Consider the following 26,004-nt stretch of genomic DNA (forward strand, 5'->3'; position numbering starts at 1 on the left):
GATGTCGCAGTTCACAGGTCCTGCCGATCGGCGGAATTCGCCACTTCCTGCTGCACCTCAAGGGCAGATAGGCGTGCGGAAAGCGCCATTGAGATCGACGAATAGGCGGTGCTGCCCAGCGCGAGCCGCAATGGTGGCGTCTCGCTCCCGGCGGCCGACAGGATTGCGCTCACGGTGCGCGCCGCATCTCCCTTAATCTCGAAGCTGCCCTCGGTGATTGCCCGGCGAACGGCGCCGGCCGGGGTTTCATCGTAGGCATCCATCGGTGTCGCGTGGACAAGATTGGCCGCGAAATTCGTGCCGGTCGGTCCCGGCTCGGCGATAATGAAGTCGATGCCGAAGGGAGCCACTTCCTGTGCGACCGCTTCGACGAAACCCTCAATGCCCCATTTAGTCGCGTGATAGAGGCTGAAGCCTGGATAGGCGATCTGCCCTCCTTCGGACGACACCTGGACGATGCGTCCGCCGCCTTGCTTCCGAAGAAAAGGCAATGCTGCACGGATCAGATGGATCGACCCGGTAAGGTTGGTGGCGACCTGCCGGTCGATCTCTTCATTCGTGAGCTCTTCCGCAGCACCGAACAGACCATAGCCGGCATTGCTGACAACCACGTCTATCCGGCCATGACGCTCGAAGGCGCCTTCGACGGCAGACGTAATGCTCTGCGGCTCGACCAGATCAAGTGGAACGATATCCAGCCATTCGTGGTATTCCTGCTCAAGTTGCGTCAGCGTTCCTGGGCGGCGGACCGTTGCGATCACGGTGTTCCCCTGGGCGAGCAACCGTTGCGTCATCTCGAGACCAAGCCCGGAAGAAGCGCCAGTGATGAACCATGTCTTTGTCATGTAATTTCCCTCATTGTTCATCTGCGAATGTAGATCTCGACGATTGGTGCTATAAGATCTTCAATTTGAGATGACGTGGTGAGGATAATTCACGAATGGTACGCCCCAGCCTGAACGATCTTGCCGCCTTTGCCGCGGTTGCCAGTCACCAGAGCTTCCGCAGAGCGGCCGACATCATGGGTGTCTCGCGCTCCGCCCTCAGTCACACGATCATCGGATTGGAAGCAAAACTGGATGTCCGCCTCTTCAACCGAACGACACGCAGCGTATCGCTGACGCAGGCCGGTGCACGCCTGTTCGCGCGGCTCGATCCGGTTCTTCAGGATCTCGATCAGGCGCTCGATACGCTTTCGGAAGAGCGCGGCACCCCCAGCGGCACACTGCGGATCAATGCCAACAAGAGCGGCGCCCGCATTCTGCTTGCAGACGTCGTTCCGCGCTTTCTGGATCTCTATCCCGATGTCGAGCTCGACCTGGTTTCGGAAGGCCGGCTTGTCGATATCGTGGAACAGGGTTTTGACGCGGGGGTACGTCTACTGGAGGCCGTCCCGAAAGACATGGTCGCGGTGAAGTTCGGTGGTGACGTCCGTTTCATCGCCGTGGCGGCACCGTCCTATCTCGACGGCAGAGCAATGCCGAACACACCAGACGACCTGAATGCGCACTGCTGTATCCGACAGCGCCTGCCGAGCGGAAAGCGCTATCGCTGGGAGTTTTCCAGACACGGCGCCGAGGTCGCGATCGACGTGCCGGGAAACCTCACCCTTGATGACAGCGATCTTCTCGTGCAGGCGGCGGCAGAGGGCCGGGGCATTGCCTATGTGCCGGAGTACTTTGCCCGGCCGTTTCTGGAGTCCGGGCAGCTGGTGACCGTCCTTGACGAGTGGTGCCCACCGACACCGGGGCTGGCGCTCTATTATCCGCGCAGTCGCCACCTGCCGTCACCGTTGCGGGCCTTCATCGACCGCCTGAGAGAGGTAGACAGATCACGATGAGGGCGCCGATGAACGGCGTCCCTGTCAGATGAATTCAGGCAGACCTGCTGCACCCATCGCTCTGAACCGTACCGCATCGCGGAGGAGCGCCGGTATGTCAGGGCGTCGCTGGCTTGCGACGCAAGATCATGCCGCCATGATGCAATGTGTTGGCGTCGACGAAATCGCCGTCGGCCGTGAAACCCGTGTCGTCCCAGTACTCGATATGCGTCCCGTCGACCTCGTAGCGGCCCTGATAGGCTCGTTCGCGCTGGCCGCGGGCCTCGACGTACCGTCCGTTCGGCAGGAGTTCATGGCGAACACGGTTGTCGTCGGTAACCCACATGCCAGCGTATGGATGGCTCGGCTGCAAATTGTTCTCCTGTGCTTCTACGGGTTGAATCGAAAGGGTGGCCGCCGTGATGAGTGTTGCAAATGCCTGTCGCATGGTCTGACTCCATTAATTGTTGCTGTTCTCGGTTTCGAGACGATAGCGCATAGTTGCGTAGATGTCGGTTCGGCAGACGTCCTGGTCTGCCGAACCGTAGGCGTCGGTCACTCGGACCGTGGAGCGTTGTTGTCGACGACCTGCTGATAGGCAACGAGGTCCAGAAAGGCCTCCGCGTTGACGACGAGGCCATCCTTCATCTCGAATATCCAGACAAACTGGTTGCGATAAGGAGCACCTGAGGTCGTGGTCGCTGTTCCGTCGAAGCGGATGATGATGGTGTCGCCGTCGGCAAAGATGTTGTGCACCTCGGGCTTGATCGGCGTCGCGAGCCGGCTGGTCAGGGGACGCGAGGCTTTCTCGAGGAAGTCCTTCTGGTTGCGATAGGTGCCGGCGACCGGCCCTGAACCATGGATAGTCCAGACGACGTCTGGAGCGAGGAGTTCTGCGAAGACATACGTACCCCCACGCCATTTTTCGAACGCGGTTTCGACAATTGCCTTGTTCCGTTGCTCGATGGCGGCGCTGTCCGTAGCCTGCACCTGCGTTGCCGCGGTATTGGCGATGGCTGCACCCGGTAGGGCGAGTGACAGCAATCCCAATGCGATCAGAGCTGTTCGGCTTGCGCCGGCAACCCGCTGGCGTGTCGGAAGAATGGTCATGGTATCGATCCTTTCCTGTTGCTGAGGGCTTGTTCGGGCTTATAGACCGGCATGAAGATCGTGCACCGTCGACAGCCTCGTGTCGTCTCCGCGGTCAGTCGCGGCGTTCGACCACGGCGCCACCGAAGATCAGTTGTTGGACAAGGGGGCGCTGCGTGAAGCGGGCGGGAAAGACGGGACTCGGTGCGCTGATCCGGTCCAGTCGCTCCAGTTGTTTCGGTGCAAGGACCAGATCCAGCGCTTCGAGATTGTCTTCGGCCTGGGCGAGCGTGCGGGCGCCGATGATGGGAGAGACGACGCGCGGATTGGCCAGCATCCAGGCCAGCGCCACGCGCGACGGCGTCGAGTTCACTTCCTCAGCGACGGCTCGAACCTCGTCCGCGATCTCGATCGCACGTCGGTTCAGGTGACCAGAGGACGCTATGACACCCTTTCGGTTGGCAGACACGGTCGCCTCTTGCGAGTCCTCCACATCGGCAAGGGAATATTTGCCGGTGAGAACGCCGCCGCCGAGCGGCGACCATGGAAGAACCCCAAGGCCAAGAGCTTCGGCCGCCGGCAAAAGCTCGTGCTCCACGGTCCTCTCCACAAGGCTGTACTCGATCTGCAGCGCCACGAACGGCGACCAGCCGCGCATGTCGGCAAGCGTCTGCAACTGTGCGATCCGCCATGCGGGCGCGTTGCAGATGCCGAGATAGAGGACCTTCCCGGATTGGACGAGGTCGTCGAGCGCTCGCATGACCTCGTCCGGCCGGGTGGTCATGTCCCATGTATGGAGATAGAGGAGGTCTATGCGATCAGTACAGAGTTGCGCGAGGCTCTGCTCGACGGAGCGTATCATGTTGAAACGATGGTTGCCGCCGGAGTTCGGATTGCCCGGATCGCGTGCCATGGTGAATTTTGTTGCCAGGACGATCCGCTCGCGTTTGTCGCCGATGAAAGTTCCGAGCAGCCGTTCGGCACCACCGTCGGTATAGTTCACTGCCGTGTCGATGAAATTGCCGCCGCGATCGACGTAGAGATCGAAGATGCGGCGTGCCTCGTCACCATCCGCACCCCATCCCCATGCAGAACCGAACGTCATCGTCCCGAGGCTCATCGGCGATACCCGCAAGCCCGAACGTCCAAGAAGTTTGTAATGATCAAGGGTCATATAAGTTATCTCCTGAGTGTGTGAGACAAAGGTAGACATGCCGATGCGTGCGGACAATTTGCCTAGTGATAACCATCGTGGTAACTTGATCTAACCAATGATGACCGATCTGAACGGCATTTCCGTTTTCCTGGCCGTCGCCGAGGCGCGGAGTTTTCGCGTGGCTGCAGAGTATCTGGGCGTCACACGGTCGGCCGTCAGTCAGACCATCCGTCGCCTCGAAGATCGGCTGGGGGTCGCGCTGGTCCACCGCACAACGCGCAGCGTCAGCCTCACGGAGGAGGGAGAGCGGCTGTATGAGCGGGTGGCTCCGGCCATTTCCGAAGTCGGACTGGCGCTTGACGCCGCGGCTGACCGCGACAGCGCACCGAGCGGACTGTTGCGCCTGGCGGTGTCATCTATCGCCGAGCAGTTCATTTCGGGGCCGCTCCTGGCACGTTTCGCGGATGACTTTCCCGCCATTCAGATCGACGTGACCGTCACGGACGAGGAATTCGACATTGTCGCGGGAGGCTATGACGCGGGGGTACGGCTGGGGGAAGTCATCGATCAGGACATGATTGCCGTTCCGGTCTCGGGTGACCAGCGCCAGGGAGCCTTCGCTGCCCCGTCCTATATCGAACGTTTCGGTAAGCCTAGGCATCCTTCGGAACTCTCCGCCCATCGGTGTATCGGATGGCGCCCGGCGCCACACAGCGCGCCCTATCGCTGGGAATTCGGCCAGCATGGACGTGAGTTCGATGTGGCTGTCGACCCCCAGATCACCACCAACGACATGTGGCTTATGATCCGCACAGCATGCGCCGGTGGCGGCATCACCTTCGGGATGGAGGACACGTTCAAACCCTACGTCGAATCCGGCCAGCTCGTCCCGCTGCTTGATGAGTATTGCCCGCCGTTTGCCGGCTTTTTTCTCTACTACCCCAGCCGGCGCAACCTCGCTCCAAAACTGCGTGCACTCGTCGACCATGTGAAGCGGTGGCGATAGTGCCCGACCATCAACCGCTGTCGATAAACACATCTGGCGCGGCCAGGTCGACGCGAAACGGCCCGAGGTTCACGCTTGCGTTAGCGCCATTCCCGCGTCGCGGATGGCGGCTTGGTATATTCCGTCGCCTGCCTGGACCTCACGTATCTGGCCTTGACATTCGTATGCTACCTTGCGATTATCGTTCGGTAGCATACGAATTTGCAAGGGCGTCCTGTGCGAGATTTAGCCGACACTGAAAATCACTCCATAGGGGCATGGACGAAGCGTTGTTACTTCGCCGGTCGAGCCGTCATGGACGAGCGCCTGCGTCCCTTCGATCTCGGATCCACGCAATGGTATGTTCTTTGGTATCTCGTCAACAACGGCTCCTCGGTCCAGCGTGACCTCGGCCGCGCGCTCGAGCTCGAACGCGCCACCTTAAGCGGAATCGTCGCGACGCTTGTCCGAAAGGGTCTGGTTGCGCAGACCGCGAATGACGGCGATCAGCGTCACCGGCAGCTGACGCTGACAGCTGCCGGTGAGGCGCTATGGTGCACAATTCCCGATCTTTCGTTCATTCACGATGCTGCCTTCGGCGGAATCGACGAAGCCGACCTGGCCACGACCATCCGTGTCCTCCAGTCAGCGACCGAAAGACTGCAGACCCTATTGCGGAAGGATTGAGTAAATGACCGTATTGATCACCGGAGCCACGGGGCTGGTCGGCGAGCGACTCCTGCCACGACTAGCGAAGGCTGGTTTCCCCTGCCGCGTCCTGCTCCGGGCCGGCAAGAGCCGCCCAGAGGGAATAGAGGCTGTGACGGGCGATATGCTCGACCCTTCGACCCTGGCGAACGCCGTTAAAGGGGTTTCCGCTATCGTCCATCTCGCCGCCGTCTTCCGTACGCAGGATGCCGACCTTATCTGGAAGAGCAATCTTGATGGAACACGCAACGTGATCGCAGCGGTGAAGGCGCATGCTCCCGATGCACGGTTCATTATGTCGAGCACCAGCCATGTCTACAACAAGGACAATCCCCATCCAGGAAAGGAAGACGACGCGGTCGACCCTCAGCACCCCTATCCCGCAAGTAAGGTGGCCGCGGAGAAAGAGCTGCGCGAAAGTGGATTGAACTGGTCAATCCTTCGCTTCCCCTTCGTCTATGGCGATGGCGACGGGCATCTCGAAACCCTTCCCAAGCACATCAGCAGTTGGCATCCGGCGCAACGCATGAGCACGATCCACCATCTCGATATCGCGCAAGCAATCACGCTGGCGCTTAAAGGTGCTTTCGATCGGCACATCGTCAATTTGGCAGATGAGGCGCCCTCCTCCATCTACGAACTCGCTGGTGTAGTCGGATGCAGGTTGGCGCCGAACTCTGAGCCTCTCCCGAACCCTTGGTACCTGCATGTCGATACGTCTCTTGCCCGCAGCCTTGGTTTTCGCCCCCGCATACGAACCGTGTACCAAGCGTGGCAAGAGGGTTTACTCTAAACGAATTGTGAGATTTGTAGCCGAGCTTCGCTTTCATCTGCGACCGTCTATTGCTCGACCCGCCGCTAGACTGAAAGACATCTTTTCACGGTTTGTTTTTGCGGGACTGCACGTTTCCCCCATGGAGGCCGAGCAGAACGATGCCGCAGGCTCCGTCATTCGCACCATTGGCTGTCGCTGATAAGCGTGTGCAAAATCCCTTTGCGATAAAGTGCGCGCTTCGGCCCTGAAATTGACGGTAAGGTCACAATGGTGTGGCCCACTCACTTAAAGTTTACCGCGGCTACCTTATCACCCTTTCACTTGTCGCAAGCATTCTCCTGACCATGGGCATGGCGAGGGGTACAGCCCTTTATTCTGGCTTTGCATGGAGATAGCGAAACCGCCCTGATATCTGCGCGCCCTCCGACACCGTTCATTGGTTAGTTTTTCTAACCGGAGACGTTAGGAGAAGGGCGTTGTCATGCCGCCGAAACCCAACTTACCCTCAAGAGCAATTCGAAGGATTAGTTGTCAGTGTCAACGTCGTTTGGCCGGCGACATTAGTTCAGTCTTCGACAAAGCTGGCACGTCTTAGGCATAAGAGGAGAACCAGATGACGCATGACCATCGCCCCCTTGATGTTACTCGTCGGGAATTCAACAAAGGCGCAGGCCTTGGAATAGCGGCCAGCGCGAGCATAGGCTGGATGACATTTGTGCAAACACCGGCTTCGGCAGAGACACCTTCCGAAAGTACCACAAAAATAGAACTTAACGTCAACGGAGAGGCTCGCGAGCTTATGGTCGATCCGCGAACTTCCCTGCTGGACGCCTTGCGAGAGCATATCGGCTTAACCGGCACTAAAAAGGGTTGTGACCACGGCCAGTGCGGCGCATGCACCGTTATCGTGGACGGCAGAAGGATGAATTCCTGCCTAAGCCTCGCCGTCATGCTAACAGGCAGCGAAATTCTAACGATCGAAGGTCTCGGACGTCCGGAGGACTTGCACCCCATGCAAGCCGCGTTCGTCGAGAGGGACGGGTTCCAATGCGGCTACTGCACCCCAGGCCAGATCCTGTCCGCAGTTGCGACGCTCGAGGAAATCGCCGCTGGCATTCCAAGCTCTGTCGCCACGGACGTGACAGCACTCCCGGCGGCCTCTGCTGAAGAGATACGGGAGAGAATGAGTGGAAATCTCTGTCGCTGCGCAGCCTATCCCAACATCATCGCAGCCATTCTCGATGTTCAGGAGAAGCGCGGATGAAACCGTTTACCTACTATCGCGCGACCACCCTGCACGACGCCGTCACCACGTTGGCAGCACGAGCCAATGCTCGTATCATAGCAGGCGGCACCAATTTGCTCGACCTTATGAAGCTTCAGATCGAGGTGCCGCAGCAACTCGTTGACATCAACGGTTTGGGGCTCGACACGATCGCCGGTGCTGAGAACGGCGGGTTGCGTTTCGGGGCAATGGTCCGCAACACTGATCTCGCAGCACACCAAATCGTCCGGCAGCAATACGGCGTCCTCACGCGGGCGATTGTTGCAGGTGCGTCCGGACAGATCCGTAATCGTGCAACAACCGCGGGCAACCTAATGCAGCGTACACGCTGTCCCTATTTCTACGGGACTGCAATGGCCTGCAACAAGCGGGAGCCGGGTTCCGGTTGCGATGCGCTGAATGGCATTTCGGCAAACCTTGCCATACTTGGAACGAGTGACGCATGCATTGCAACACATCCCTCCGATATGGCAGTTGCCCTGCGAGCACTCGACGCCGTGGTCCATGTCCTGGGTCCCGAAGGTGAGCATAGCATTCCGATCGCTGATTTCCATCGCCTGCCTGGCGATACACCCCACATCGAGACGGCTCTTCGTCCAGGCGAGATTATCACTGCGGTCGAGGTTCCTGCTCCGATCGGCGGCACGCACGTCTATCGCAAGGTGCGCGAGCGGGCCAGCTATGCATTTGCCACGGTTGCCGTCGCCCTGGTGGCGCGCGTGGATGGAACTGGCGTAGAGATCGAGCGCGTTGCCTTCGGGGGCCTTGCCGCCAAACCATGGCGCGTAGAGGCTGCCGAACGTCGCGGATCCGGCACGCCGGAGGAGGTCGCTCGTGATGCCGCAGCGGTCATTCTGGAGGGTGCTCGGCCAACCGATCGCAACCGTTACAAGATTGCGCTAGCGCAACGCACCTTGCATGCAGCGCTGATCGACGCACAGGAGCAAAGCCGATGACCCGTATGGATAGGCCGAACGCCAAGACAAGAGTTGTTGGTCAGTCGATTAACAGGCTTGATGGACCGCAGAAGGTCACGGGCTCTGCGATCTACGCGTACGAGAGGGCAGCGATCCATCAGACGCTCGTTGGCGTTTTTGCAACAGCGACGATTGGCAAAGGTGAAATTAGCACTCTGAACACAACGATTGCCGAGGCAATGCCGGGCGTCCGTCTTGTGATCACCTACAAAAACGCACCGCAGCAGGGCAAACTCGATCCTCAGACGCCCGGCTTTGCGGTTCGTGCGCGTCCGATTCTTGCTGGAACAAGTATCGATCATTTCGGACAACCTATTGCACTCGTGGTCGCAGACACGTTCGAGAATGCGCGCGACGCTGCTCACGCCGTTGTTGTCAGCTACAGATCGATGACGGGGACCTTCGCTTATGCCGAAGGGAATCCCGTCACGGAACCTGAACTTGCCAATGCCGGATTTCCCGCCTTCACCCACCACGGGGACTTTGATGCGGGTTATGCCGACGCTGCCTTTAAAGTCGATCAAACGTACGAGACACCACCGCATTTCTCGCAGCCGCTGGAGCCGCATAGCACGCTTGCGCGATGGGAAGGCGAAACGCTTCACCTCACGACAAGCCATCAGACCCTCCGCTATATCGGTGCTTCTCTTAAGGCCGCCCTCAATATCGAGCCTGAAAACCTCGTTGTCTCGGCGCCTTTCGTTGGCGGGGGGTTTGGATCGAAACTCGCGGTCCATGCCGACCTTATGGGAGCAGCAATCGCTTCAAGGATGGTCAACGCACCGGTCAAGGTCTGCATGACTCGACAACAGATGTTCAGCCTGTTGGGCATGCGGCCCTGGCAGCGGCAGCGCGTACGACTTGGCGCGGATACCGAAGGCAAGCTGGTTGCAATCGGCCACGAGGCACTGATCTATTCGAATGACGGGGACCCGTTTCTCGAGCAGACTGGCACCGTAACACGCTCCCTTTATTCCGGCCCAAATCGCTTGACGAGTCATAGAGCGACGCATTTGGACCTGCCGAACGGTGAACCTGTCCGTGGGCCGGGGGAACTCCCGGGTTTGCTAGCAATCGAATCTGCGATGGATGAGCTTGCCGAAGCCTTGAACATGGACCCCGTCGAGCTCCGAGTGTTGAACGACACGGCAACGGACCCGGAAAGCGGGGTGCCCCTGACCGGCCGAAGTCTCACCGAGTGTTTGAGGACGGGTGCAGAAAGGTTCGGGTGGTCCAAACGCCTGACCCGGCCGCGAAGCCGTCACGAAGGACAATGGTTCGTAGGCATGGGCATGGCTTCGGCTATCCGCATCCACTTCCAGGGCGCGACTGAAGTGGAAGTGGCCGTCACCCCGGAACGTCGGGTCGCCGTACGATCGGACCTGACCGATATAGGCACAGGAAGTTACACTATCCTCGCCCAATTCGCCGCCGAAGTGCTCGGCGTGGCGGTTTCCGACATTGATGTATTTCTCGCGCACTCAAGTCTTCCCACCGGAGGAGGTTCGGGCGGCTCCTGGGGAGCATCGAATACGACAGCCGCCCTTCATAACGCCTGCCTCGGCCTGATTGAACAGGCAGGCATTTCCCCCGGCGAAGATTTCATCAGTCGGACGCTGGCGAAATATCCTGAGGGGTTATCCGCGGCCGGCAATCTGCCGGCGTCATCGCAGGTTCCTGATTGGAACGAAAGGTCACGCCACACTTACGGTGCGCATTTCGTGGAAGCCGCCGTGCATCGGTTGACCGGGGAAATCAGAGTCCGTCGAATGCTTGGCGCGTTCTCAGCAGGACGGATTCTCAACCCCAAAACCGCCCGTTCGCAGTTGCTTGGAGGCATGATCTGGGGCCTTTCCGCCGCAATGCGTGAGGCAGCAGAAATCGATCCGCGGTTTGGCAATGTCGTGAACGGTGACCTGGCGGAGTATTTGCTGCCGGTCCATGCTGACGTGCCTGATGTCGACATCGTGCTAATTGACAAGCCCGATTTGGACGCCAATCCCGTCGGGGTAAAAGGTGTTGGAGAACTCGGCGCGTGTGGAGCATCTGCGGCATTCGTAAACGCAATCTACAATGCCTGTGGCGTCCGTATCCGACATTTCCCCATAAATCTGGCAAGTATCGCTGCTGATATTCGTGAGCACCAGCAGTGACAGGCTGGGTTGAAAGCGATTTTTTCAAAAGCGCACGCATCTGGCGACGATGCGCCGCTAGGCACGTCGTCGCGCGCGGAAACTAAAGCGTCGCACGCCCTTAGTTTCAATCTCGGCTGGCCTCTTCAAACAGAGATGGAGTTCTCTGAGGTCTGGGTCTGAAATGGAGCTCTGAGCTTGCGGGACCGTTGCTACCAAGAAGTCCAGGGAGATCAGCCAATGCAACGATCAAGACGAGACCGAAGTGGCTTGTCTTCGACGACGTGTCGGGATGATCGCGGCGCTGACGTTCCAACGTTTCGCTTTTGCACTTCTACCCGCTTCCCCATCATCGTGACGCGGGAGAGAAATGATCGTGCGCATCCCATTTTCTGTGGTGACGAATACAATGTCGCCGCCATGCTGGCGAGCAACTGCACGCGCAATTGCCAGACCGAGCCCAATCCCTCCAGTTTGTTTATTGCGAGATGCTTCCAGCCTGAAAAATGGAGCAAAGACCTTTTCTTTCATGTCGTCTGGAATGCCCGGACCACGATCCTCGACGACAATGTCCACCGTTGTCGCCGTCTGAACGATTAGGACCTTGGCTTCGGAACCATATCGAACAGCGTTTTCGACGATGTTGCGAACCGCACGCCTTAGCCCGTCCGGTCGACAGCGATAGGTGATCTTGTCAGCGCAAACTAAACTAACAGGCCGTCCCAGATCCTCCTGGTCGTCGCATATGCTGCCAACCAAAGCCTCAAGCTGGATTGGCCGGGTCTCTTCCTCTGTCGACTCGCCGCGAGCGAAGGCGATCGCAGCTTCGGTCATGCTCTGCAACTCCTCGATCGTCGCGAGCATTTTCCGCTGGATCTCCTCATCCTTGACGAATTCGGTTCTCAGCCGCAGAGACGTGAGCGGTGTGCGCAGATCATGACCAATAGCGGCGAGCATTTTCGTTCTGTCATCAATAAACCGGTGCAGGCGAGCTTGCATCTGGTTGAACGCGGATGCTGTTCGCCTGACCTCTTCCGGCCCGGATTCCTCCAGTGGCGGGAGGTTCTCACCACGCCCAAGAGCTTCGGCGGCGATTGCCAGACTTCTCAGAGGCCTGGCAATACGGTTTCCCACCAGAACTCCGATGATGGCAAGCACGGCGGCCGTTAAAACAAGCGAACTCAAGGAAGTCGAGGTCCACCAGCTACCTTGTTTTGTGTAGAAGGCAGCGTTCAGATAATTGCCGTCATCCAGCCTCACAGCCATGCCATATCCGCGAGCTCCGTCGAAGTAGAGATACTTCACCGGTTGCGGAAGCGTCCACAGCTCCTGATGGGGGGCCTTCCATTCCTGGCCACGGTTCGAGGACGCCACGCTTTTTGCCGTCGGTATCTGCGGTACGGCTGTTCCACCTTCAAAAAACTGCACGAGGTCGACGTAGTTTTCGAGCGGTCGGCTGAAGTGGTCAACCGCCTGCAATCTCCATGTCGCCGCGCTCGCTGGATCTTGATCGCTTATCCAAAAACGCGAGTCCCCCGTTTCACTCGCGGTGAGCACCTGCTGCCTGGAGGTTGGAACGGCGTTGTTGACAAGACGCGTTATTGTGCGGGTGCGGCTGAAGAACTCGCTCTTGGCAGCGGCATCCACTGCCTTCCAATGCTCATTCCATGATATGACGAATGTAATAGCTTGAGCGATGAGCAAGGCCGCAAGGGTAAAGCCGATGAATTGCGCCGCGAGAGTTTTCGTCCATTTCTTTATCATTCTGGAGCCACTTCCACTGAGAGGCTGTAGCCGCCGCCCCAATGCGTCTTGATAATCGACGGGTTCTTTGGATTGTCTTCGATTTTCTTCCTCAACCGGCTGACCTGGTTATCAATTGTACGGTCAAAAACGTCGGCGGTGCGACCAACAGTCAGGTCGAGCAGCTGTTCCCGGCTTAATACAAACCCCGGCCGATCGATGAAGACCTTCAAAAGACGGAATTCCGCTGAACTTAAGGGAATTCCCACTCCGTCCTCACCGGAAATCTCCTGGCGGCCGAGATTCACGCGCCACGGTCCGACCCGAACATTCTTCAGGTTCGCCGAGGCGATCGGCGTATTGGGGTTGCCGGATCTGCGCAGAACGGCTCGAATGCGGGCCAGAAGTTCTCTGGGATTAAAGGGTTTGACAAGGTAATCGTCCGCGCCAATTTCCAGGCCGATGATCCTGTCCGTGTCATCAGCCATTGCGGTGAGAAAGATCACCGGAATCCCGGTTGACGCTCGCAGCTGACGGCATACCGAAAGCCCGTCCTCACCTGGCATCATAACATCGAGAACAATCAGGTCCGCCGCTTGTTTTTCCAACAGACGACGCAGGGCCGCACCACTTTCGACGGCTGTAACCCTGTAGCCCTGTTGTTCAAGGTATTGTTGAACGAGATCCCGGATATCACCGTGATCATCAACAACAATTATATGCGCGCCGGCGTCCATGATGGTGTCCTCGTTTAATATCAAGAATACATCAAACTAAGCCGTCTTCGCAGCTTAAAAAGTGTATCAAAGTTTCGCAGCAGCCAACGGTGAAGCTCGCAACAATGCCTGACCCCATACCCGGCTGACTGGCCCTATTTTCTGGGCTTTTGCATCATACCAGTTTAATCGAGAAGGTTCTGACCGGCATCGTCGCGCAACATGGCATGGCGATTTTCGTGATACGCAACAATGTTGGCACATATTGCTGACACTTCGCAGTTAGGGGTGGCGGGTCGTGAAGACCCAGCCCCAAGGCTATAGCGACAACAACACCGGTGGCCTTAACCGGTCATCGGTGGTTCAACAAACCGCAATAGCCAGGGAGTGACCCGCAGCCATGACTGATGCGCCAAGGTCGAGTAAGTTTTCGACCTTACAAAAACCAATCGCTGACTCGTATCAGCCGATCTGCTCTGCGGACCATTGTTCGCAGTATGCGATCGAATAGCGGCTGACCAGCGAGGCGGCCCGATTTTCGGCTGTTGAAGGCGTCGCGATGTTGCGAAGCTCGTCAGCCTCACGATCTCTTGCGACAGCTTGTTACAAATTGCCCAGTCTCTGGCAACACCATGCGACACACCCCTGATAGCTCTTCCGTCCATCGATTCTTCGGCCCGCCGAAGCAGACTTTCCAGCAATGGAAACGGCGCTCGTCTATCCGACATTCATGCCGTCCCAGGGGTAAAGGTATATGTCAAAAATCGTCCGTCCTCCGCCATCGTCCTCTCGCGCATCACTTTCCGCCTTCGATGCAATCATCATCATGGTCGGTCTCGTTATCGGGATTGGCATTTTTCGTACGCCATCGCTCGTCGCGGCAAATGTTGGCAGTGAACTGGAATTCATTCTTGTCTGGATCGTCGGCGGATTCGCGACTCTTGTTGGGGCTCTGTGTTATGCCGAACTGGCATCAGCACATCCACACTCTGGTGGAGAATATCACTTTCTTTCTAGAGCCTATGGCAAATCGGTTGCCGTCCTCTTTGGATGGGCGAGAGGCACCGTTATGCAGACAGGCGCCATAGCTGCAGTCGCCTTTGTACTCGGCGACTATCTTGCCCAGCTTTTCCCCGCAGGCGAACACGGCCCTGCCGTCTTCGCGGCACTTTCGATTGTCGTTCTGACGACAATCAATGTCATCGGAACCAGGCAAAGTAAGCATCTGCAGATTGTCGTCACAGCCCTGGAAATCGCGGCTGTCGTCGGCATTATCCTCACCGGTTTCTTTTTTTCATCGCAAGAGGAAATGCCTGTCGTCATCGATGCTGCGCCCTCATCGGCAGCGCTTAGCTTAGCTATGATATTCGTTCTGCTCACTTATGGCGGATGGACAGAGGTTGCTTACCTTACCGGGGAGATCAGGGACGCCCGAAGAAACGTCGCGAAGGTTCTAATTCTTGGAACGGGTGCGATTGCGTTGCTTTATGTCACCGCCAATCTTGCAATGCTTGCCGTTTTGGGTCTGGACGGTCTTCGTGGTTCTGATGCGGTTGCTGCTGATATGATGCGTACGACCCTCGGGCCAAGTGGTGCCGTCGTCGTCAGTATCGCAGTGGCGATTGCCGCGATCTCGACGCTCAACGCCACGATCTTCACGGGCGGGCGGGTTTACTACGCAATGGCGCGCGATCTTACGCTTTTCCCGAGGGTTGCTGAATGGAACGAGCGGGGCAAGACACCAGCCAATGCCCTGATCGTGCAGGCGGCAATCGCACTCTTGCTTGTCGGCATTGGAACCGGCACACGGGACGGGTTCCAGGCAATGGTGGATTACACCGCGCCAGTCTTTTGGGGGTTCCTTCTGCTGATCGGTCTGGCGCTGTTCATCTTGCGCTGGCGGACGCCAGACACGCCGCGGCCGTTCTCGGTTCCTCTCTATCCCGTAACACCAATCCTGTTCTGCCTGACATGCGCTTACATGCTGCACGGAAGCCTCGCTTACACGGGATTTGCAGCCTTCATCGGCGTCGCCGTTCTTCTGGCAGGAACACCGCTTCTCAGATTTCAGCGCGTCGATGGACCCGACAGGCAACAGTCGTTGCCAGTACTTCACAAACCTTTGAGCCACCCCAACGACAAGGAGATACGCCATGCAGATGCTTCGTAGACTGGCCCTTGCCAGCACTGTTGTCGCCCTTTCTCTCGCCCACGCTGAGGCGCAGACAACCACCTCCGAAACCTATACGCCATCGGTCGGACAGCGCGGTAAGGACGTGGTATGGGTTCCAACGCATCAGGAACTGGTCGACAGGATGCTCGAAATGGCGAACATCAATGAGAACGACTATGTGATCGACCTTGGATCGGGGGATGGACGCACCGTCATCAGCGTTGCCAAGCTCGGGGCTCGCGCGCACGGCATCGAGTACAATCCCGATCTGGTTGCTCTTTCTCAACGTAATGCTCAGGCAGCCGGCGTTGCTGAACGCGCCACCTTCGTTGAAGGCGATATCTTCAAGTCGGACTTTTCCGACGCTTCGGTTATCACGCTGTTTCTGCTGCCAGAGTTGAACGAGCGCCTTCGCCCGATCCTGCTGGACATGAAACCGGGTACACGCGTGGTCTCCAACAGTTTCGACATGGGAGACTGGAAGGCGGATGACCAAGTCCGTGTAGAAGGCGACTGCCAATCCTGGTGCCAGGCCTATAAGTGGGTCATCCCTGCCAAGGTCGCTGGCGAGTGGACGGTCGGAGACGGAAAACTTTCCCTCACGCAGCAGTATCAAATGCTGTCGGGTACACTCACAATCGATGGCACCGAGCACCCGATCAGCGACGCCAAAGTTGAAGGAACCGCAATCAGTTTCCTGGCTGGTGGAACACGCTACAGCGGTTCTATCAATGGCGAACAAATCAGCGGCACGACAGGCGCCGGCGAAAACTGGACGGCAAATCGAGCCGCTGGTTGAGTATAGGCATGACTTGATAACCAAAAGGCAGACTCATTCGGTGCAGGCTCGCAAATGGTTACGGCACGTCAGTCGCCAGGAGCTGCGCCGGATGACCTTGCGCAAAACGAGGGAAAGGACCAACGCCCTCAAGACATGGTCACTGCGGCCGCACATCTCCATGATGAGCTGAGGTGTCGTTCGGTTGATATGGCAAAGGGGGGAAGGCTTTTTATGATGATTGAGCCTGGCGCGACCGATTGGACGGCGAAGTTGAGGAACACGCGCCGGAGAAGCGGGCGGACGTCTTGACGCTGTGTCCTGCCGTCATGAACTAGCTGGAGACCGAAAGGCTATCTCAGCCCAAAGTTATTTGGCAAGACTTTAACGAGATCAGAAGCGCCGTTCCGTTCAGAACATTCTCCGGCCGTCTCTCATCACGAAACCGTGCCCTGACGTGTTCTCCGCCACGATTGGTCGCAAACCGAAAAGGCGGTAGTGTTTATTACAAGTTCATCACCTGGCTCGGGAAGGAGATTAACATGTCTGACGTCAACTTCGATCGCAGAGCGTTGCTTGCGGCCAGCGGCGTTTTCGCGCTGGTCGGATTTGCTGGCCTCAGAGTGCCTGCGCGGGCAGCAGGCCTCGCTGCGACGCCATCAATGCGAGGCGGCGCCAACAACTATCTACCCGGCGCGCCGATTGTGGCGCGTATCGGCGGCGGCGGCTTCGTGATGTCGGGTACCGTGCGTCGTGCCGGAGACGGCGCCCCACTCCCGGGCCAGCGCATCCAGATCTGGGCGCATACGACTGAAGGCAGTGAACGAGACGAGCGTAGCCACGGCGCAACGTTGACCGACGAGAATGGCGCGTTTCGGCTAGAAATGCCGCAGATCATTCCAGCACTCGGTCAAGCGCATGCCCACCTAGCCTACGACGGCGGTGAATACGATACCGTGTTCCTTCGCCCCTTGCTCCCGAGCCCGAAGGTCGCCAGGCTCGAGGCGCATTTCATCCTGCAGTCGGCCTGACCGCAGCCAATGGGCATGGTCGCCGCGCTGCTGATCTGGACCGGCTTGGTGCTCGCGACCCTGTTGCCACTGACCTTTGCCGCAACAAGCGAATACCTGGCGTGGCGCGACCCGATTTATATAACCGCCGGCTTGGCGGGCGTCGTTGCTCTCTGCCTCTTGCTAGTTCAGCCCCTCCTCGCACGTGGCTGGCTGCCCGGATTGCGTCTGCCGCAGGGCCGCGTTGTCCACCGCATAGTGGGTGTTTTTTTGGTCGCGGCCGTTGTCATTCACGTCGGTGGCCTGTGGATCACCAGCCCTCCCGACATAATCGACGCGCTACTGTTGCGCTCGCCGACACCCTTTTCCATCTGGGGGGTCATCGCCATGTGGGCCCTCTTTGCAGCCGCGCTACTGTCTCTGCTGGGGCGGCGCCTTTCCCCGCGTAGCTGGCGTCTCGGCCACACGAGTCTCGTCAGCATCGTCGTGCTCGGCAGCGCAATCCACGCAATATTGATCGAAGGCACGATGGACACGACCTCCAAGGCCGTGCTCTGCGGTCTCACCGTGACGGCGACGGTGGCAGCGGTCGCGAGGTCCTGGTTGCGTGCAAGATCGCGTGCTTCAGGCAAGGAATGATCATCTGGAGTTCACGAAAACGCGTCTCGCTGCCAGCGGCGGGCCTTCAACAGTCGGCTCTCTTTCAATCATAGCGATGCGCTTTGCGACGCCGTGCTGGCGGGCCGGGGGATAGCACTCCTTTCGACGTGGCTAATTGCCGATCATCTGCGCGAGGGACGATTGATTCCGATATTGCCCGAAATCAACACGCGCGGTTTTCCGATCCATGCCCTTTGGCCCCAAGCCCGGCATATGGCGCCGAAGGTCCGAGTCGTCGTTGATGAGTTGGTAAAGCGATTTTTGCCTCAGCCCCCTTGGGATCAGCACTGATCCCCGCCCTAATGATAGGCTTGTTCCCGCGGCGGTGATCGCCTGGGAATATAACGCCCGACATTCTTGTCGCTGCGGAGGTCACGGCATCAATTGTTGAGCGATTCAGGCTGTTACAATTGGTTACAAATCCATTTTGCGCTGCGAAATTCTTGCGACACCTTCACAGTACGTTCCTCAGCAAGCTTTGACCAACCGGGGAATTCCAATGCAGGGATGTGATTTGAAATCGCTCGATATGGGGCGGAGGGGACTGAAGAAACATTCTAATTGGCCATCTGATTGCCAAGTTCAAGCTGGTTGGAGTGTCGAATGAGTGGAACACAAGAACCAGCAAGAACCTTGCCTGTTCCCGCGCGCAGCGACAAGCCGTCGCTCGAAAAGCGCTCCCGACGGTGGCCGGAGAGTCGATCGGAGACTTGCCTACCCTCACCGTTGCTCGCGGCGGTCACAGCATACGTCGCGGAGCAAGGCGGCGGTGAGGGTTTGTTTCCAACGCTCATCGACGGTTTCAACATAGTCCAGTCGTTCCAGGCAATGATGCCAATGCGTGCGCTCTATCGGCCATCCCTCTGTGTTGTGCTTCAGGGAGGCAAGGAAATTCACTTCGGCGAGAGCAGGTTTGATTACGGCGCGATGGAATGCCTGGTGGTCAGCATCGAGCTTCCGGCGAAGGGTCGGATCGTTGAGGCGAGCCGCGAAGCGCCCTTTGTCGGTGTAACCATCGATTTGGACGTGGGCATGATGCGCGAGGTTTTCGCACAGATGGACACTCCGCCGGCTCCGACATTGGATCCGGGTCCTTGTGTTTTTGTCGGCAAGGTAGATGATCCGATGGCAGACTGCATCATGCGTCTCATCCGGATGGCGAAGGCGCCGAAGACCATCCCGATTCTGTACCCCTCGGTGATGCGGGAGATTTGCTATTGGCTGCTGAGTTCACCGCATGGAGGGGAAATCTGCAAACTGGCGCTACCGAAATCAAATATCGAGCGTGTCGTTAAGGCGGTTTCTGCGCTACATACGAATTTCGCCCAGCCATTGCCATTGGAACAGCTGGCAGGCATTGCCCGAATGAGCCCATCGTCCTTCCAACAGCACTTCAAGGCGTTGACCTCGATGACGCCCCTGCAGTTCCAGAAACAGTTGCGCCTTCTTGAAGCGAGGCGGCTGATGGTAGCCGAGGCCGCTAACGTGACAGAGGCCGCTTACAAGGTCGGTTACGAGAGCGTCTCCCAGTTCAGCCGTGAGTACTCTCGGATATTCGGGGTTGCGCCCAAACAGGACACCATCAATCAACAACGTCTTTACAGCAAATATGCCAGCCGCAGCGTGCAAAGCGGCCAGGCGTTATCACGATGATAGATCAATAGTTCGTGGTCAGCCTGAGGGCCCAGGGATAATGCCACTCCAATAAGCCTGCACCCCTATTGCGTTTAAAATACCGAATTCGGTTGAAAGAGCTTCATGCGGCGTAACCGCAGCGATCTCAGGGATCATGGACAGATCTCGCGTAGACGATCGCTGTTTATGCTGAAGTGCTCAGTGTCTGGGTGTCACCGCGATGGATCGTTTCTGAAGCGGCCGATTACAGCCTCCCTGCGCGCGCCGACGGCGCTGGGACGCCGCCTGTGGTTCTACTTTCGGCACGATGCTCGTGTTACCCATCGGTCGTAGCGCCGTATCTGGTCTTAGAGGCATTCGATGCGACTTAAAGCGCGAGCATGTTGCAGGTCTGTCAGCTCTAAACGGCAATCCCATTTGCCTTCCTTGCCCAAAAGGACCACGCGCGCGCCACTTGGCCGCTGTTGGCCTCGTCGGCAGCAGCGGCTTCCTCTGGCGTCATAGGGACCATAACCCCGAGAGCCATCGCATTCATCTGAATACGGGCGTTCGCTTCCGTGTACACCGCTCGGAATACCGCTTGCCGAATATCGTTGCCGACAACCGTCATGCCATGGCCGCGCATGAGTACGACTGCGTTTGAACCCAGGCATTCCGCTAAGCTTGCCCCAAGCGCGGCGTTTCGTATTAACATGTCACTTGCTTCACCAGCAAATTCCCGGATTTCGTACACAGGGGCCTCCGAGCATATGAAGCCAGCCATATGACAGACCGGGCACAATTTCACCGTTTTCGATATAGTAAAGGGCAGGACGGATGCGGCGTGGCTGTGAACTATGGCCATCACGTCCGGTCTGCGCCGATAGATTTCGGCATGGATGAAGCGTTCTAGATAGCTCTGGCGTCCAAGCTCATCCATGATCCTACCCTCAAGATCGATCGTCAGAATGTCATCGCGCGTCACTAACGGTGGAGCAAGGTTGCGCGACAGCAGGAATTTCTGGGGATCAGACGGGTGCCGTGCGCTGACGTGGCCGAAGGCGTCAAGAATTCCCTGATCGAACAGGATATGATTTGCTGTCGCAACATCCTCGAGCAGAGACGGGACAGGGCTTGACTTTAGACTGTCTCCTGCTGGCGTCATGATTTCCTCCTTAGATATCGTTAGCCCGTTGGAGGGTGCCTCTCCCGCCCGCAGCGCGTTTTGCTCCATAGCAGATGCAGCAACCACATATAGTAAGCGGCGGCCTCCCGCCGCCGCAGCGCTTACTTCAACTTGATATGGATGTTCTTCTCCTGCGTGAACGCAAGAAGCTCGGCAAGGCACTCTTCGCGCCCGATCCCCGACTGCTTAAAGCCACCAAACGGGGTTCCAAGGAAATGTTTGCTCACTTCGTTCACCCAGACGAAACCTGCCTGTGTCGCCTGCGCTGTGCGGTGCGCGGCGTTCAAATCATTGGTCCAGATCGAACACGTCAGCCCGTATTCAACGCGGTTCACCTGTTCAATCATGCTGTCGTAGTCCGACCAGGTCAGGATCGACAGTATGGGCCCGAAAACCTCTTCGGACGCAATGCGCATTTCCTGGGTAACGCCGTGGAATACGGTCGGCTCAACGAAGTAGCCTTTCGAAAGCTTGGGATCATCGGGCTGTTTGCCCCCCCACAGGAGTTTTGCGCCTTCGCCTTTGGCGATTTCGATATAGTCGAGCACCTTGCGATGCTGTGCCTCGCTGACAAGCGCTCCCATCGTCGTGCTGGGGTCCGTCGGTATTCCAGGCTGGTGGTGGGCAATATGATGCTTCACGCGATCCAGTACGGCATCATGCAGTTTTTCGTGTACGAAGGCGCGACTCGTGGAGCCACAGGACTGTCCGCACCAGATGAAATTCATTCCCGCAACGATTGCTCTGGCCACCTCGTCCGGATCGCAGTCCGGGAAAGCGATCAAGGCGTTTTTGCCGCCGAGTTCAAGCAGTACGGGTTTCAGCGTTTCGGCGGCGGCCCGCATCACGGCTCTACCCGTCGGCACACTCCCGATCAACGTGACCATGGCGATGTCGGGATGGGTCGTCAGTGCCGAGCCGACATCGCGTCCTCCCGTCAATATGTTCAAGACGCCATTCGGCAACAAGCCATCGATAATTTCCGCGAAGCGCAACGCCGAGAGCGGAGCCTGCTCCGGTGGCTTCATGATAACTGTGTTACCAGCTGCCAGCGGCGCAGCTGCTTTGGCGGCCGTAAACATGAACGGATGGTTGAAAGCGACAATGCGTGCGACCACGCCCCAGGGCTGCCGGACACTGAAGTTGATAGCGTTGTTTCCCATCGGGATTGACGCGCCCTTCATCTCAGTCACGAGACCGGCGAAGAACTCAAACTGCGACGCGGCGTTACTTACATCTCTTCCCATTTCGGCGACGGGATTGCCCCCATCAGCGGCGTCAATCAAAGCGAGTTCTTCGGCATGGTCTCGGATGCGGGCAGCGACCTCCCGAAGTATTTTCGCTCTTTCGAACGGCGCGGTGGCTGCCCACTCGGGAAACGCGGTCCTGGCACTCCTCACGGCAGCGTCGACATCTTCGGCGGTCCCGTCGGCGAACTGCCCCACGATCTCGCTCGTCGCCGGGCTTAGCGATTCCAGATAGCGTCCACCGGCCGGCGCCTGCCAGCTTCCGTTATAATAAAGATCCTTGTGCGTCGGCATCGAAATTGCCGTCTGTTTGATAGCAGTCACGTCCTGTCCTCCCATTCTGCCGGCACGCTGGACGTCGACAATGGCCGCGCCAATAAAAGCCGTAACATCTATAAAACCTCGACTAAAGCTGGCAGCGGCCGAACGGGTTGATAAGTTAATCTTCGCAATCGTCTTGCGGAGCTTGAAACAGCCTCGCGGTGCCCTGTACTGCAGCCCTTCGCTAACAATTCAACACTTATCATGCTGCCGGCAGACAAGATCATCGGTTTTCCGGCCAGGCATATAAATTTCAGCTAATGCCCTTGGCACTAGGGCCTCGTTTGACGTATCGTGTGTCTGATGGCGCGACGATCGTCTCGCACCCGATTGTGGAAGACGCGAAGATCATGAAGGCGTTACCCAACCTGCGACACCTACGTGTTTTTCATCTCACAATGGTGCATAACAGCGTCAACAGAGCGGCGCAGGAGGCTAACCTTTCTCAACCGGCCGTCACACAGGCGATCGCTAACCTCGAAGACGAGTTCGGTTGCATCTTGTTCGAGCGACGCTCCATCGGAATGTTCCCGACGCAGTCTGGTCAGTTACTGGGTGTAAGGGTCAAGCGTGCGCTCGACTTTATCGCGGAAGCAGGCCAGCGATTGGGCGGGAGTACACGTCAGCCCGCCAGTCGTGTCACCTTCGAGCGCTTTGTGTCGACGTCACAGCTGCGTGCATTGTCGGCGATTGCACATACCGGAAACTTTGCCGGAGCAGCACGCTATTTGGGGATCACGCCCCCTTCAGTGCATCGGGCAGCGACCCAGTTGGAGGAACTGGCGGGAGTGCCTCTTTTCGAGCGGGTAAGCCAGGGATTGGTGTTGACCCGGATCGGGCGGGCTTTGGCTCGTAGCGCCAATCTGGCCTTCCATGAAATCGAACTCGCGACACAGGATATCGCCGCTGCCAATGGTATTATTAGAGGCCGGATATCCATCGGTTCGCTTCCGCTCGCCCAAGCCAATATTGTCCCGACCGCATTGAAGCTGGTCTCAGAGAAGTTCCCGCACGCCTCCATCTCCGTGGTCGACGGGTCATACGAAATACTGCTGGAGGCGCTCCGTAACGGTGAGATCGACTGCCTTATCGGAGCTCTGCGCAGCCCGGCACCTGCGGTCGACGTCGAAGAGGAAGTTCTTTTTGAAGACCAGCTGGCGGTTCTGGCACGCTCAGGGCATCCGCTTCATGGAAAGTCAGCGGTCTCAATCGCCGACCTTGCACGGGCACGTTGGCTCGTACCCCGCGAAGGTTCGCCGGCACGGGAGCTTTTTGACGAACTTCTGGCGGATGCCGGTGAAGCTCCCCGAGAGGAAGGGCTGATAGAGACGGGTTCGTTCACCGTCGTTCGAGCCATGTTGCTCAACAGCGACCGTCTGGCGCTTCTTTCGGTTCGGCAGGCGAAAGACGAGATTGCGGAACAAAAGATCGCTCCGTTGCCGTATGCGATGAAGGGACTGCGCCGAGCGATCGGAGTGACGACCCGACGCGATTATCTTCCAACAGAACTTTCTTCAGCGATGTTGGAAGCGCTGCGCCGTTCGGCGGTGGAATAATAGCAATTAAAAAAGGCGGCAGCGCCTGGGCGCCGCCGCCTTATCGGGCTGGGGAAGCACGCCCTTATTCTTCGACGAAGACTTCATTCCGCCGCCGACGGATCGATGGCGACACCGCGATCACCAGCCACAGCGCCGAGAGGGCGAGAAATACGGCGCTGAGAGGACTCTCGATAAACACTAGGGGGCTACCGCGCGAGATGAGCATGGCCTGACGGAAATTCTCTTCCATCATTCCCCCGAGAACGAGCCCGAGTGCGAGTGGCGGTAGCTCGAAGCCAAGCTTGACGAGAAGATAGCCAAGGAGGCCAAAAATCGCGAGAAGCAGCACATCGGCCGGTTCGTTGTTGAGAGAATAGACGCCGACACAGCAAAGCAGCAGAATCGCGACATATAGCAAGCGATAGGGCACCCTCAAAAGTTTCACCCACAATCCGACAAGCGGCAGATTGATCACGAGGAGCATCAAGTTTCCGACCCACATCGAAACGATCAGCCCCCAGAACAGGGATGGCTCCTGGGTCATAATTTGGGGCCCGGGTACGATCCCGTGGATCATCATACCACCCACCATCATTGCCATAACCGCATTCGGCGGGATACCAAGGGTCAATAGCGGTATGAACGACGTCTGTGCGCCGGCATTGTTGGCTGATTCCGGGCCAGCAACGCCTTCGATCGCTCCCTTTCCAAACTGGTCGGGCGTTTTCGAACGGCGTTTCTCCAGGGTGTAAGAGACGTAAGATGCCAATACCGCGCCGTTTCCCGGCAGGATCCCGAGAATCGCGCCCAATCCGGTTCCTCGCACGACCGGACCGAGAGCGCGGCGGAGATCGAACCGACCCGGCAACAGCCTCCCGATTGGTCCCTCAGTGAACTGACGCTCTCCCGGATTTTCGAGGTTGCGCAAGATTTCGGCGACGCCAAACAGGCCCATGCCGATCAAACCGACGTCAATGCCGTCGGCCAGCCATGGCAATCCGAAGGTCATCCGTCCTTGCCCCGTTGTCAAATCCGGCCCAACCGTCGACAGCAACGTTCCGAATAGCACCATTGCTATGGCCTTTCCGACCGATCCGCTCGCCAGCATCACGGCCACGATCAGCCCCATGAACATGAGCGAGAAGTACTCGACCGGTCCAAAGAACAAGGCAACCTTGGTTAGAGGCGTAGCCACGGCCGCGATCAACAGCGTTGAAACGCTGCCAGCGACAAAAGATCCGAGCGCGGCAATCCCAAGCGCAATGCCTGCCTGCCCGTTCTTCGCCATCTGATGGCCATCGATGGCCGTAATCACCGAACTCGCCTCTCCCGGAATATTCAGGAGAATGGCCGTGGTCGAACCGCCATACTGGGCTCCATAGTAGATCCCGGACAGCATGATGAGGGCACTGACCGGATCGAGACCAAACGTGACTGGAAGCAGAATGGCGATAGTGGCGATCGGCCCGATTCCAGGAAGCACGCCAATCAGCGTTCCAAGCAGACATCCGCAGAAACACAGAAACAAGTTATTGACAGTAACCGCGACGGAAAAGCCGAGCGCCAGATTGGCAAAAAAGTCCATGACCGCCTCTCAAAAGTTGATGGAAACGCCTGGCAGCACAAGCATCGGAATAGGCAGGCCGAGCAGAAATCTGAAAAGAAGAGCGCAGGCGATAGCCAGTGCGATCGACAAGATGAGTGACTCGCGAATTTTCAGATGCGGATGCGCGAAGCCACTGAGAAAACCCAGCACAGGCGCTGCAATAAAAAACCCAAGGACGCGGATGCTTGCCGCAAACGCGAGAATGCCCAAGGTCACGAACACTATTCCGCGCAGTGTAAGTCGTTCACAGGAAAGCCCTTCCCGGACAAACGACGTAAGGACCATGACAGCCCCGTAGATCCCCATGGCTACAGCCACCCAGCGCGGAAACATCGCGGGCCCAACCACACGCATTGTCCCTTGGCTCAGGCCGCTGAGCGACCACAGCGCTATGGCCGCGATGGCGATCAAAAGAAGACCGCCCACAAAGTCTTTCGTCAACCGCATCCGTACAGCAACACCGGGACGAAGACCTCTTATGAGTAA

23 protein-coding genes and 1 pseudogene are annotated in these 26,004 nt (G+C 58.0%); 14 read left to right on the forward strand and 10 right to left on the reverse strand.

Going from position 1 to position 26,004, the window contains the following annotated elements:
* Positions 1–11: 11 nt before the first annotated feature.
* Positions 12–845, reverse strand: a complete 834-nt coding sequence (locus tag F3H58_RS20220; protein ID WP_149743499.1) for an SDR family oxidoreductase — start codon at positions 843–845, stop codon at positions 12–14.
* A 95-nt stretch (positions 846–940) separates the two neighbouring features.
* On the opposite strand from F3H58_RS20220, the gene F3H58_RS20225 reads away from it, so the two are divergent.
* Positions 941–1,840, forward strand: a complete 900-nt coding sequence (locus F3H58_RS20225; protein ID WP_149743500.1) for a LysR family transcriptional regulator — start codon at positions 941–943, stop codon at positions 1,838–1,840.
* Between the two features lie 97 nt (positions 1,841–1,937).
* Here the strand turns inward: F3H58_RS20225 and F3H58_RS20230 are convergent, their stop codons facing one another.
* The 3 genes from F3H58_RS20230 to F3H58_RS20240 form a co-directional block, all read right to left on the reverse strand.
* Positions 1,938–2,267, reverse strand: a complete 330-nt coding sequence (locus F3H58_RS20230; protein WP_149743501.1) for an Atu4866 domain-containing protein — start codon at positions 2,265–2,267, stop codon at positions 1,938–1,940.
* A 107-nt stretch (positions 2,268–2,374) separates the two neighbouring features.
* Positions 2,375–2,929: a nuclear transport factor 2 family protein gene (locus F3H58_RS20235; protein ID WP_149743502.1), complete on the reverse strand. Its 555-nt coding sequence runs from the start codon at positions 2,927–2,929 to the stop codon at positions 2,375–2,377.
* 94 nt (positions 2,930–3,023) lie between these two features.
* Positions 3,024–4,082 (reverse strand): aldo/keto reductase, encoded by a 1,059-nt coding sequence (locus F3H58_RS20240; RefSeq protein WP_149743503.1) that lies wholly within the window; start codon positions 4,080–4,082, stop codon positions 3,024–3,026.
* A 97-nt stretch (positions 4,083–4,179) separates the two neighbouring features.
* Between F3H58_RS20240 and F3H58_RS20245 the strand changes: the two genes are divergently transcribed.
* The 6 genes from F3H58_RS20245 to F3H58_RS20270 all read left to right on the forward strand — a co-directional run bounded on the left by F3H58_RS20245 (position 4,180) and on the right by F3H58_RS20270 (position 10,947).
* On the forward strand, positions 4,180–5,070 hold the full coding sequence (locus F3H58_RS20245) for a LysR family transcriptional regulator (protein ID WP_149743504.1): 891 nt from the start codon (positions 4,180–4,182) through the stop codon (positions 5,068–5,070).
* A 294-nt stretch (positions 5,071–5,364) separates the two neighbouring features.
* The gene (locus tag F3H58_RS20250) at positions 5,365–5,736 is read left to right on the forward strand and encodes a MarR family winged helix-turn-helix transcriptional regulator (protein WP_286169845.1); all 372 of its coding nucleotides are present in this window, start codon (positions 5,365–5,367) and stop codon (positions 5,734–5,736) included.
* Positions 5,737–5,740: 4 nt separating this feature from the next.
* Positions 5,741–6,550 carry an NAD-dependent epimerase/dehydratase family protein gene (locus F3H58_RS20255; RefSeq protein ID WP_149743506.1) on the forward strand — a complete coding sequence of 270 codons (810 nt, stop codon included), beginning with the start codon at positions 5,741–5,743 and terminating at the stop codon, positions 6,548–6,550.
* A 595-nt stretch (positions 6,551–7,145) separates the two neighbouring features.
* Positions 7,146–7,796 (forward strand): 2Fe-2S iron-sulfur cluster-binding protein, encoded by a 651-nt coding sequence (locus tag F3H58_RS20260; RefSeq protein ID WP_149743507.1) that lies wholly within the window; start codon positions 7,146–7,148, stop codon positions 7,794–7,796.
* Positions 7,793–8,773 (forward strand): FAD binding domain-containing protein, encoded by a 981-nt coding sequence (locus F3H58_RS20265; RefSeq protein ID WP_149743508.1) that lies wholly within the window; start codon positions 7,793–7,795, stop codon positions 8,771–8,773. The genes F3H58_RS20260 and F3H58_RS20265 overlap by 4 nt, the downstream gene beginning before the upstream one ends.
* The gene (locus F3H58_RS20270; protein WP_210246923.1) at positions 8,770–10,947 is read left to right on the forward strand and encodes a xanthine dehydrogenase family protein molybdopterin-binding subunit; all 2,178 of its coding nucleotides are present in this window, start codon (positions 8,770–8,772) and stop codon (positions 10,945–10,947) included. Before F3H58_RS20265 ends, F3H58_RS20270 begins: the two co-directional genes overlap by 4 nt.
* 228 nt (positions 10,948–11,175) lie before the next feature.
* On the opposite strand, the gene F3H58_RS20275 is transcribed toward F3H58_RS20270, so the two are convergent.
* Together F3H58_RS20275 and F3H58_RS20280 are read right to left on the reverse strand one after the other, a co-directional pair.
* Positions 11,176–12,690: an ATP-binding protein gene (locus F3H58_RS20275; protein ID WP_149743509.1), complete on the reverse strand. Its 1,515-nt coding sequence runs from the start codon at positions 12,688–12,690 to the stop codon at positions 11,176–11,178.
* Positions 12,687–13,406, reverse strand: coding sequence for a response regulator (locus F3H58_RS20280; RefSeq protein ID WP_149743510.1), 720 nt, complete (start codon positions 13,404–13,406; stop codon positions 12,687–12,689). The genes F3H58_RS20275 and F3H58_RS20280 overlap by 4 nt, the downstream gene beginning before the upstream one ends.
* Positions 13,407–14,139: 733 nt before the next feature.
* Between F3H58_RS20280 and F3H58_RS20285 the strand changes: the two genes are divergently transcribed.
* The 6 genes and pseudogenes from F3H58_RS20285 to F3H58_RS20310 all read left to right on the forward strand — a co-directional run bounded on the left by F3H58_RS20285 (position 14,140) and on the right by F3H58_RS20310 (position 19,659).
* A complete protein-coding gene (locus F3H58_RS20285; RefSeq protein ID WP_149743511.1) occupies positions 14,140–15,555 on the forward strand; it encodes an APC family permease in 1,416 nt (471 codons plus the stop codon).
* Positions 15,539–16,357 carry a class I SAM-dependent methyltransferase gene (locus tag F3H58_RS20290; RefSeq protein ID WP_149743512.1) on the forward strand — a complete coding sequence of 273 codons (819 nt, stop codon included), beginning with the start codon at positions 15,539–15,541 and terminating at the stop codon, positions 16,355–16,357. The genes F3H58_RS20285 and F3H58_RS20290 overlap by 17 nt, the downstream gene beginning before the upstream one ends.
* A 521-nt stretch (positions 16,358–16,878) precedes the next feature.
* Entirely contained in the window at positions 16,879–17,367 is a 489-nt protein-coding gene (locus F3H58_RS20295) for a peptidase associated/transthyretin-like domain-containing protein (RefSeq protein WP_149743513.1), read from the forward strand.
* A 9-nt stretch (positions 17,368–17,376) separates the two neighbouring features.
* Positions 17,377–17,985, forward strand: coding sequence for a ferric reductase-like transmembrane domain-containing protein (locus F3H58_RS20300; protein ID WP_149743514.1), 609 nt, complete (start codon positions 17,377–17,379; stop codon positions 17,983–17,985).
* 33 nt (positions 17,986–18,018) lie between these two features.
* Positions 18,019–18,297: pseudogene (locus F3H58_RS27740) on the forward strand (LysR substrate-binding domain-containing protein); the annotation flags it as partial.
* A 312-nt stretch (positions 18,298–18,609) separates the two neighbouring features.
* Positions 18,610–19,659 carry an AraC family transcriptional regulator gene (locus tag F3H58_RS20310; protein WP_149743515.1) on the forward strand — a complete coding sequence of 350 codons (1,050 nt, stop codon included), beginning with the start codon at positions 18,610–18,612 and terminating at the stop codon, positions 19,657–19,659.
* Between the two features lie 382 nt (positions 19,660–20,041).
* Here F3H58_RS20310 and F3H58_RS20315 read toward each other — a convergent pair whose 3' ends face one another.
* Positions 20,042–20,785 carry a class II aldolase/adducin family protein gene (locus tag F3H58_RS20315; RefSeq protein ID WP_149743516.1) on the reverse strand — a complete coding sequence of 248 codons (744 nt, stop codon included), beginning with the start codon at positions 20,783–20,785 and terminating at the stop codon, positions 20,042–20,044.
* A 122-nt stretch (positions 20,786–20,907) separates the two neighbouring features.
* Positions 20,908–22,377 carry an aldehyde dehydrogenase family protein gene (locus F3H58_RS20320; protein ID WP_353619446.1) on the reverse strand — a complete coding sequence of 490 codons (1,470 nt, stop codon included), beginning with the start codon at positions 22,375–22,377 and terminating at the stop codon, positions 20,908–20,910.
* A gap of 281 nt (positions 22,378–22,658) precedes the next feature.
* Between F3H58_RS20320 and F3H58_RS20325 the strand changes: the two genes are divergently transcribed.
* Positions 22,659–23,930 (forward strand): LysR family transcriptional regulator, encoded by a 1,272-nt coding sequence (locus F3H58_RS20325; protein ID WP_188128997.1) that lies wholly within the window; start codon positions 22,659–22,661, stop codon positions 23,928–23,930.
* Between the two features lie 64 nt (positions 23,931–23,994).
* Here the strand turns inward: F3H58_RS20325 and F3H58_RS20330 are convergent, their stop codons facing one another.
* The gene (locus F3H58_RS20330; RefSeq protein ID WP_149743519.1) at positions 23,995–25,497 is read right to left on the reverse strand and encodes a tripartite tricarboxylate transporter permease; all 1,503 of its coding nucleotides are present in this window, start codon (positions 25,495–25,497) and stop codon (positions 23,995–23,997) included.
* A gap of 9 nt (positions 25,498–25,506) precedes the next feature.
* On the reverse strand, positions 25,507–25,959 hold the full coding sequence (locus tag F3H58_RS20335; RefSeq protein ID WP_188128998.1) for a tripartite tricarboxylate transporter TctB family protein: 453 nt from the start codon (positions 25,957–25,959) through the stop codon (positions 25,507–25,509).
* Positions 25,960–26,004 lie beyond the last annotated feature (45 nt).

The organism is Rhizobium sp. NFACC06-2 (assembly GCF_900101425.1).
Lineage (GTDB): Bacteria > Pseudomonadota > Alphaproteobacteria > Rhizobiales > Rhizobiaceae > Agrobacterium > Agrobacterium leguminum.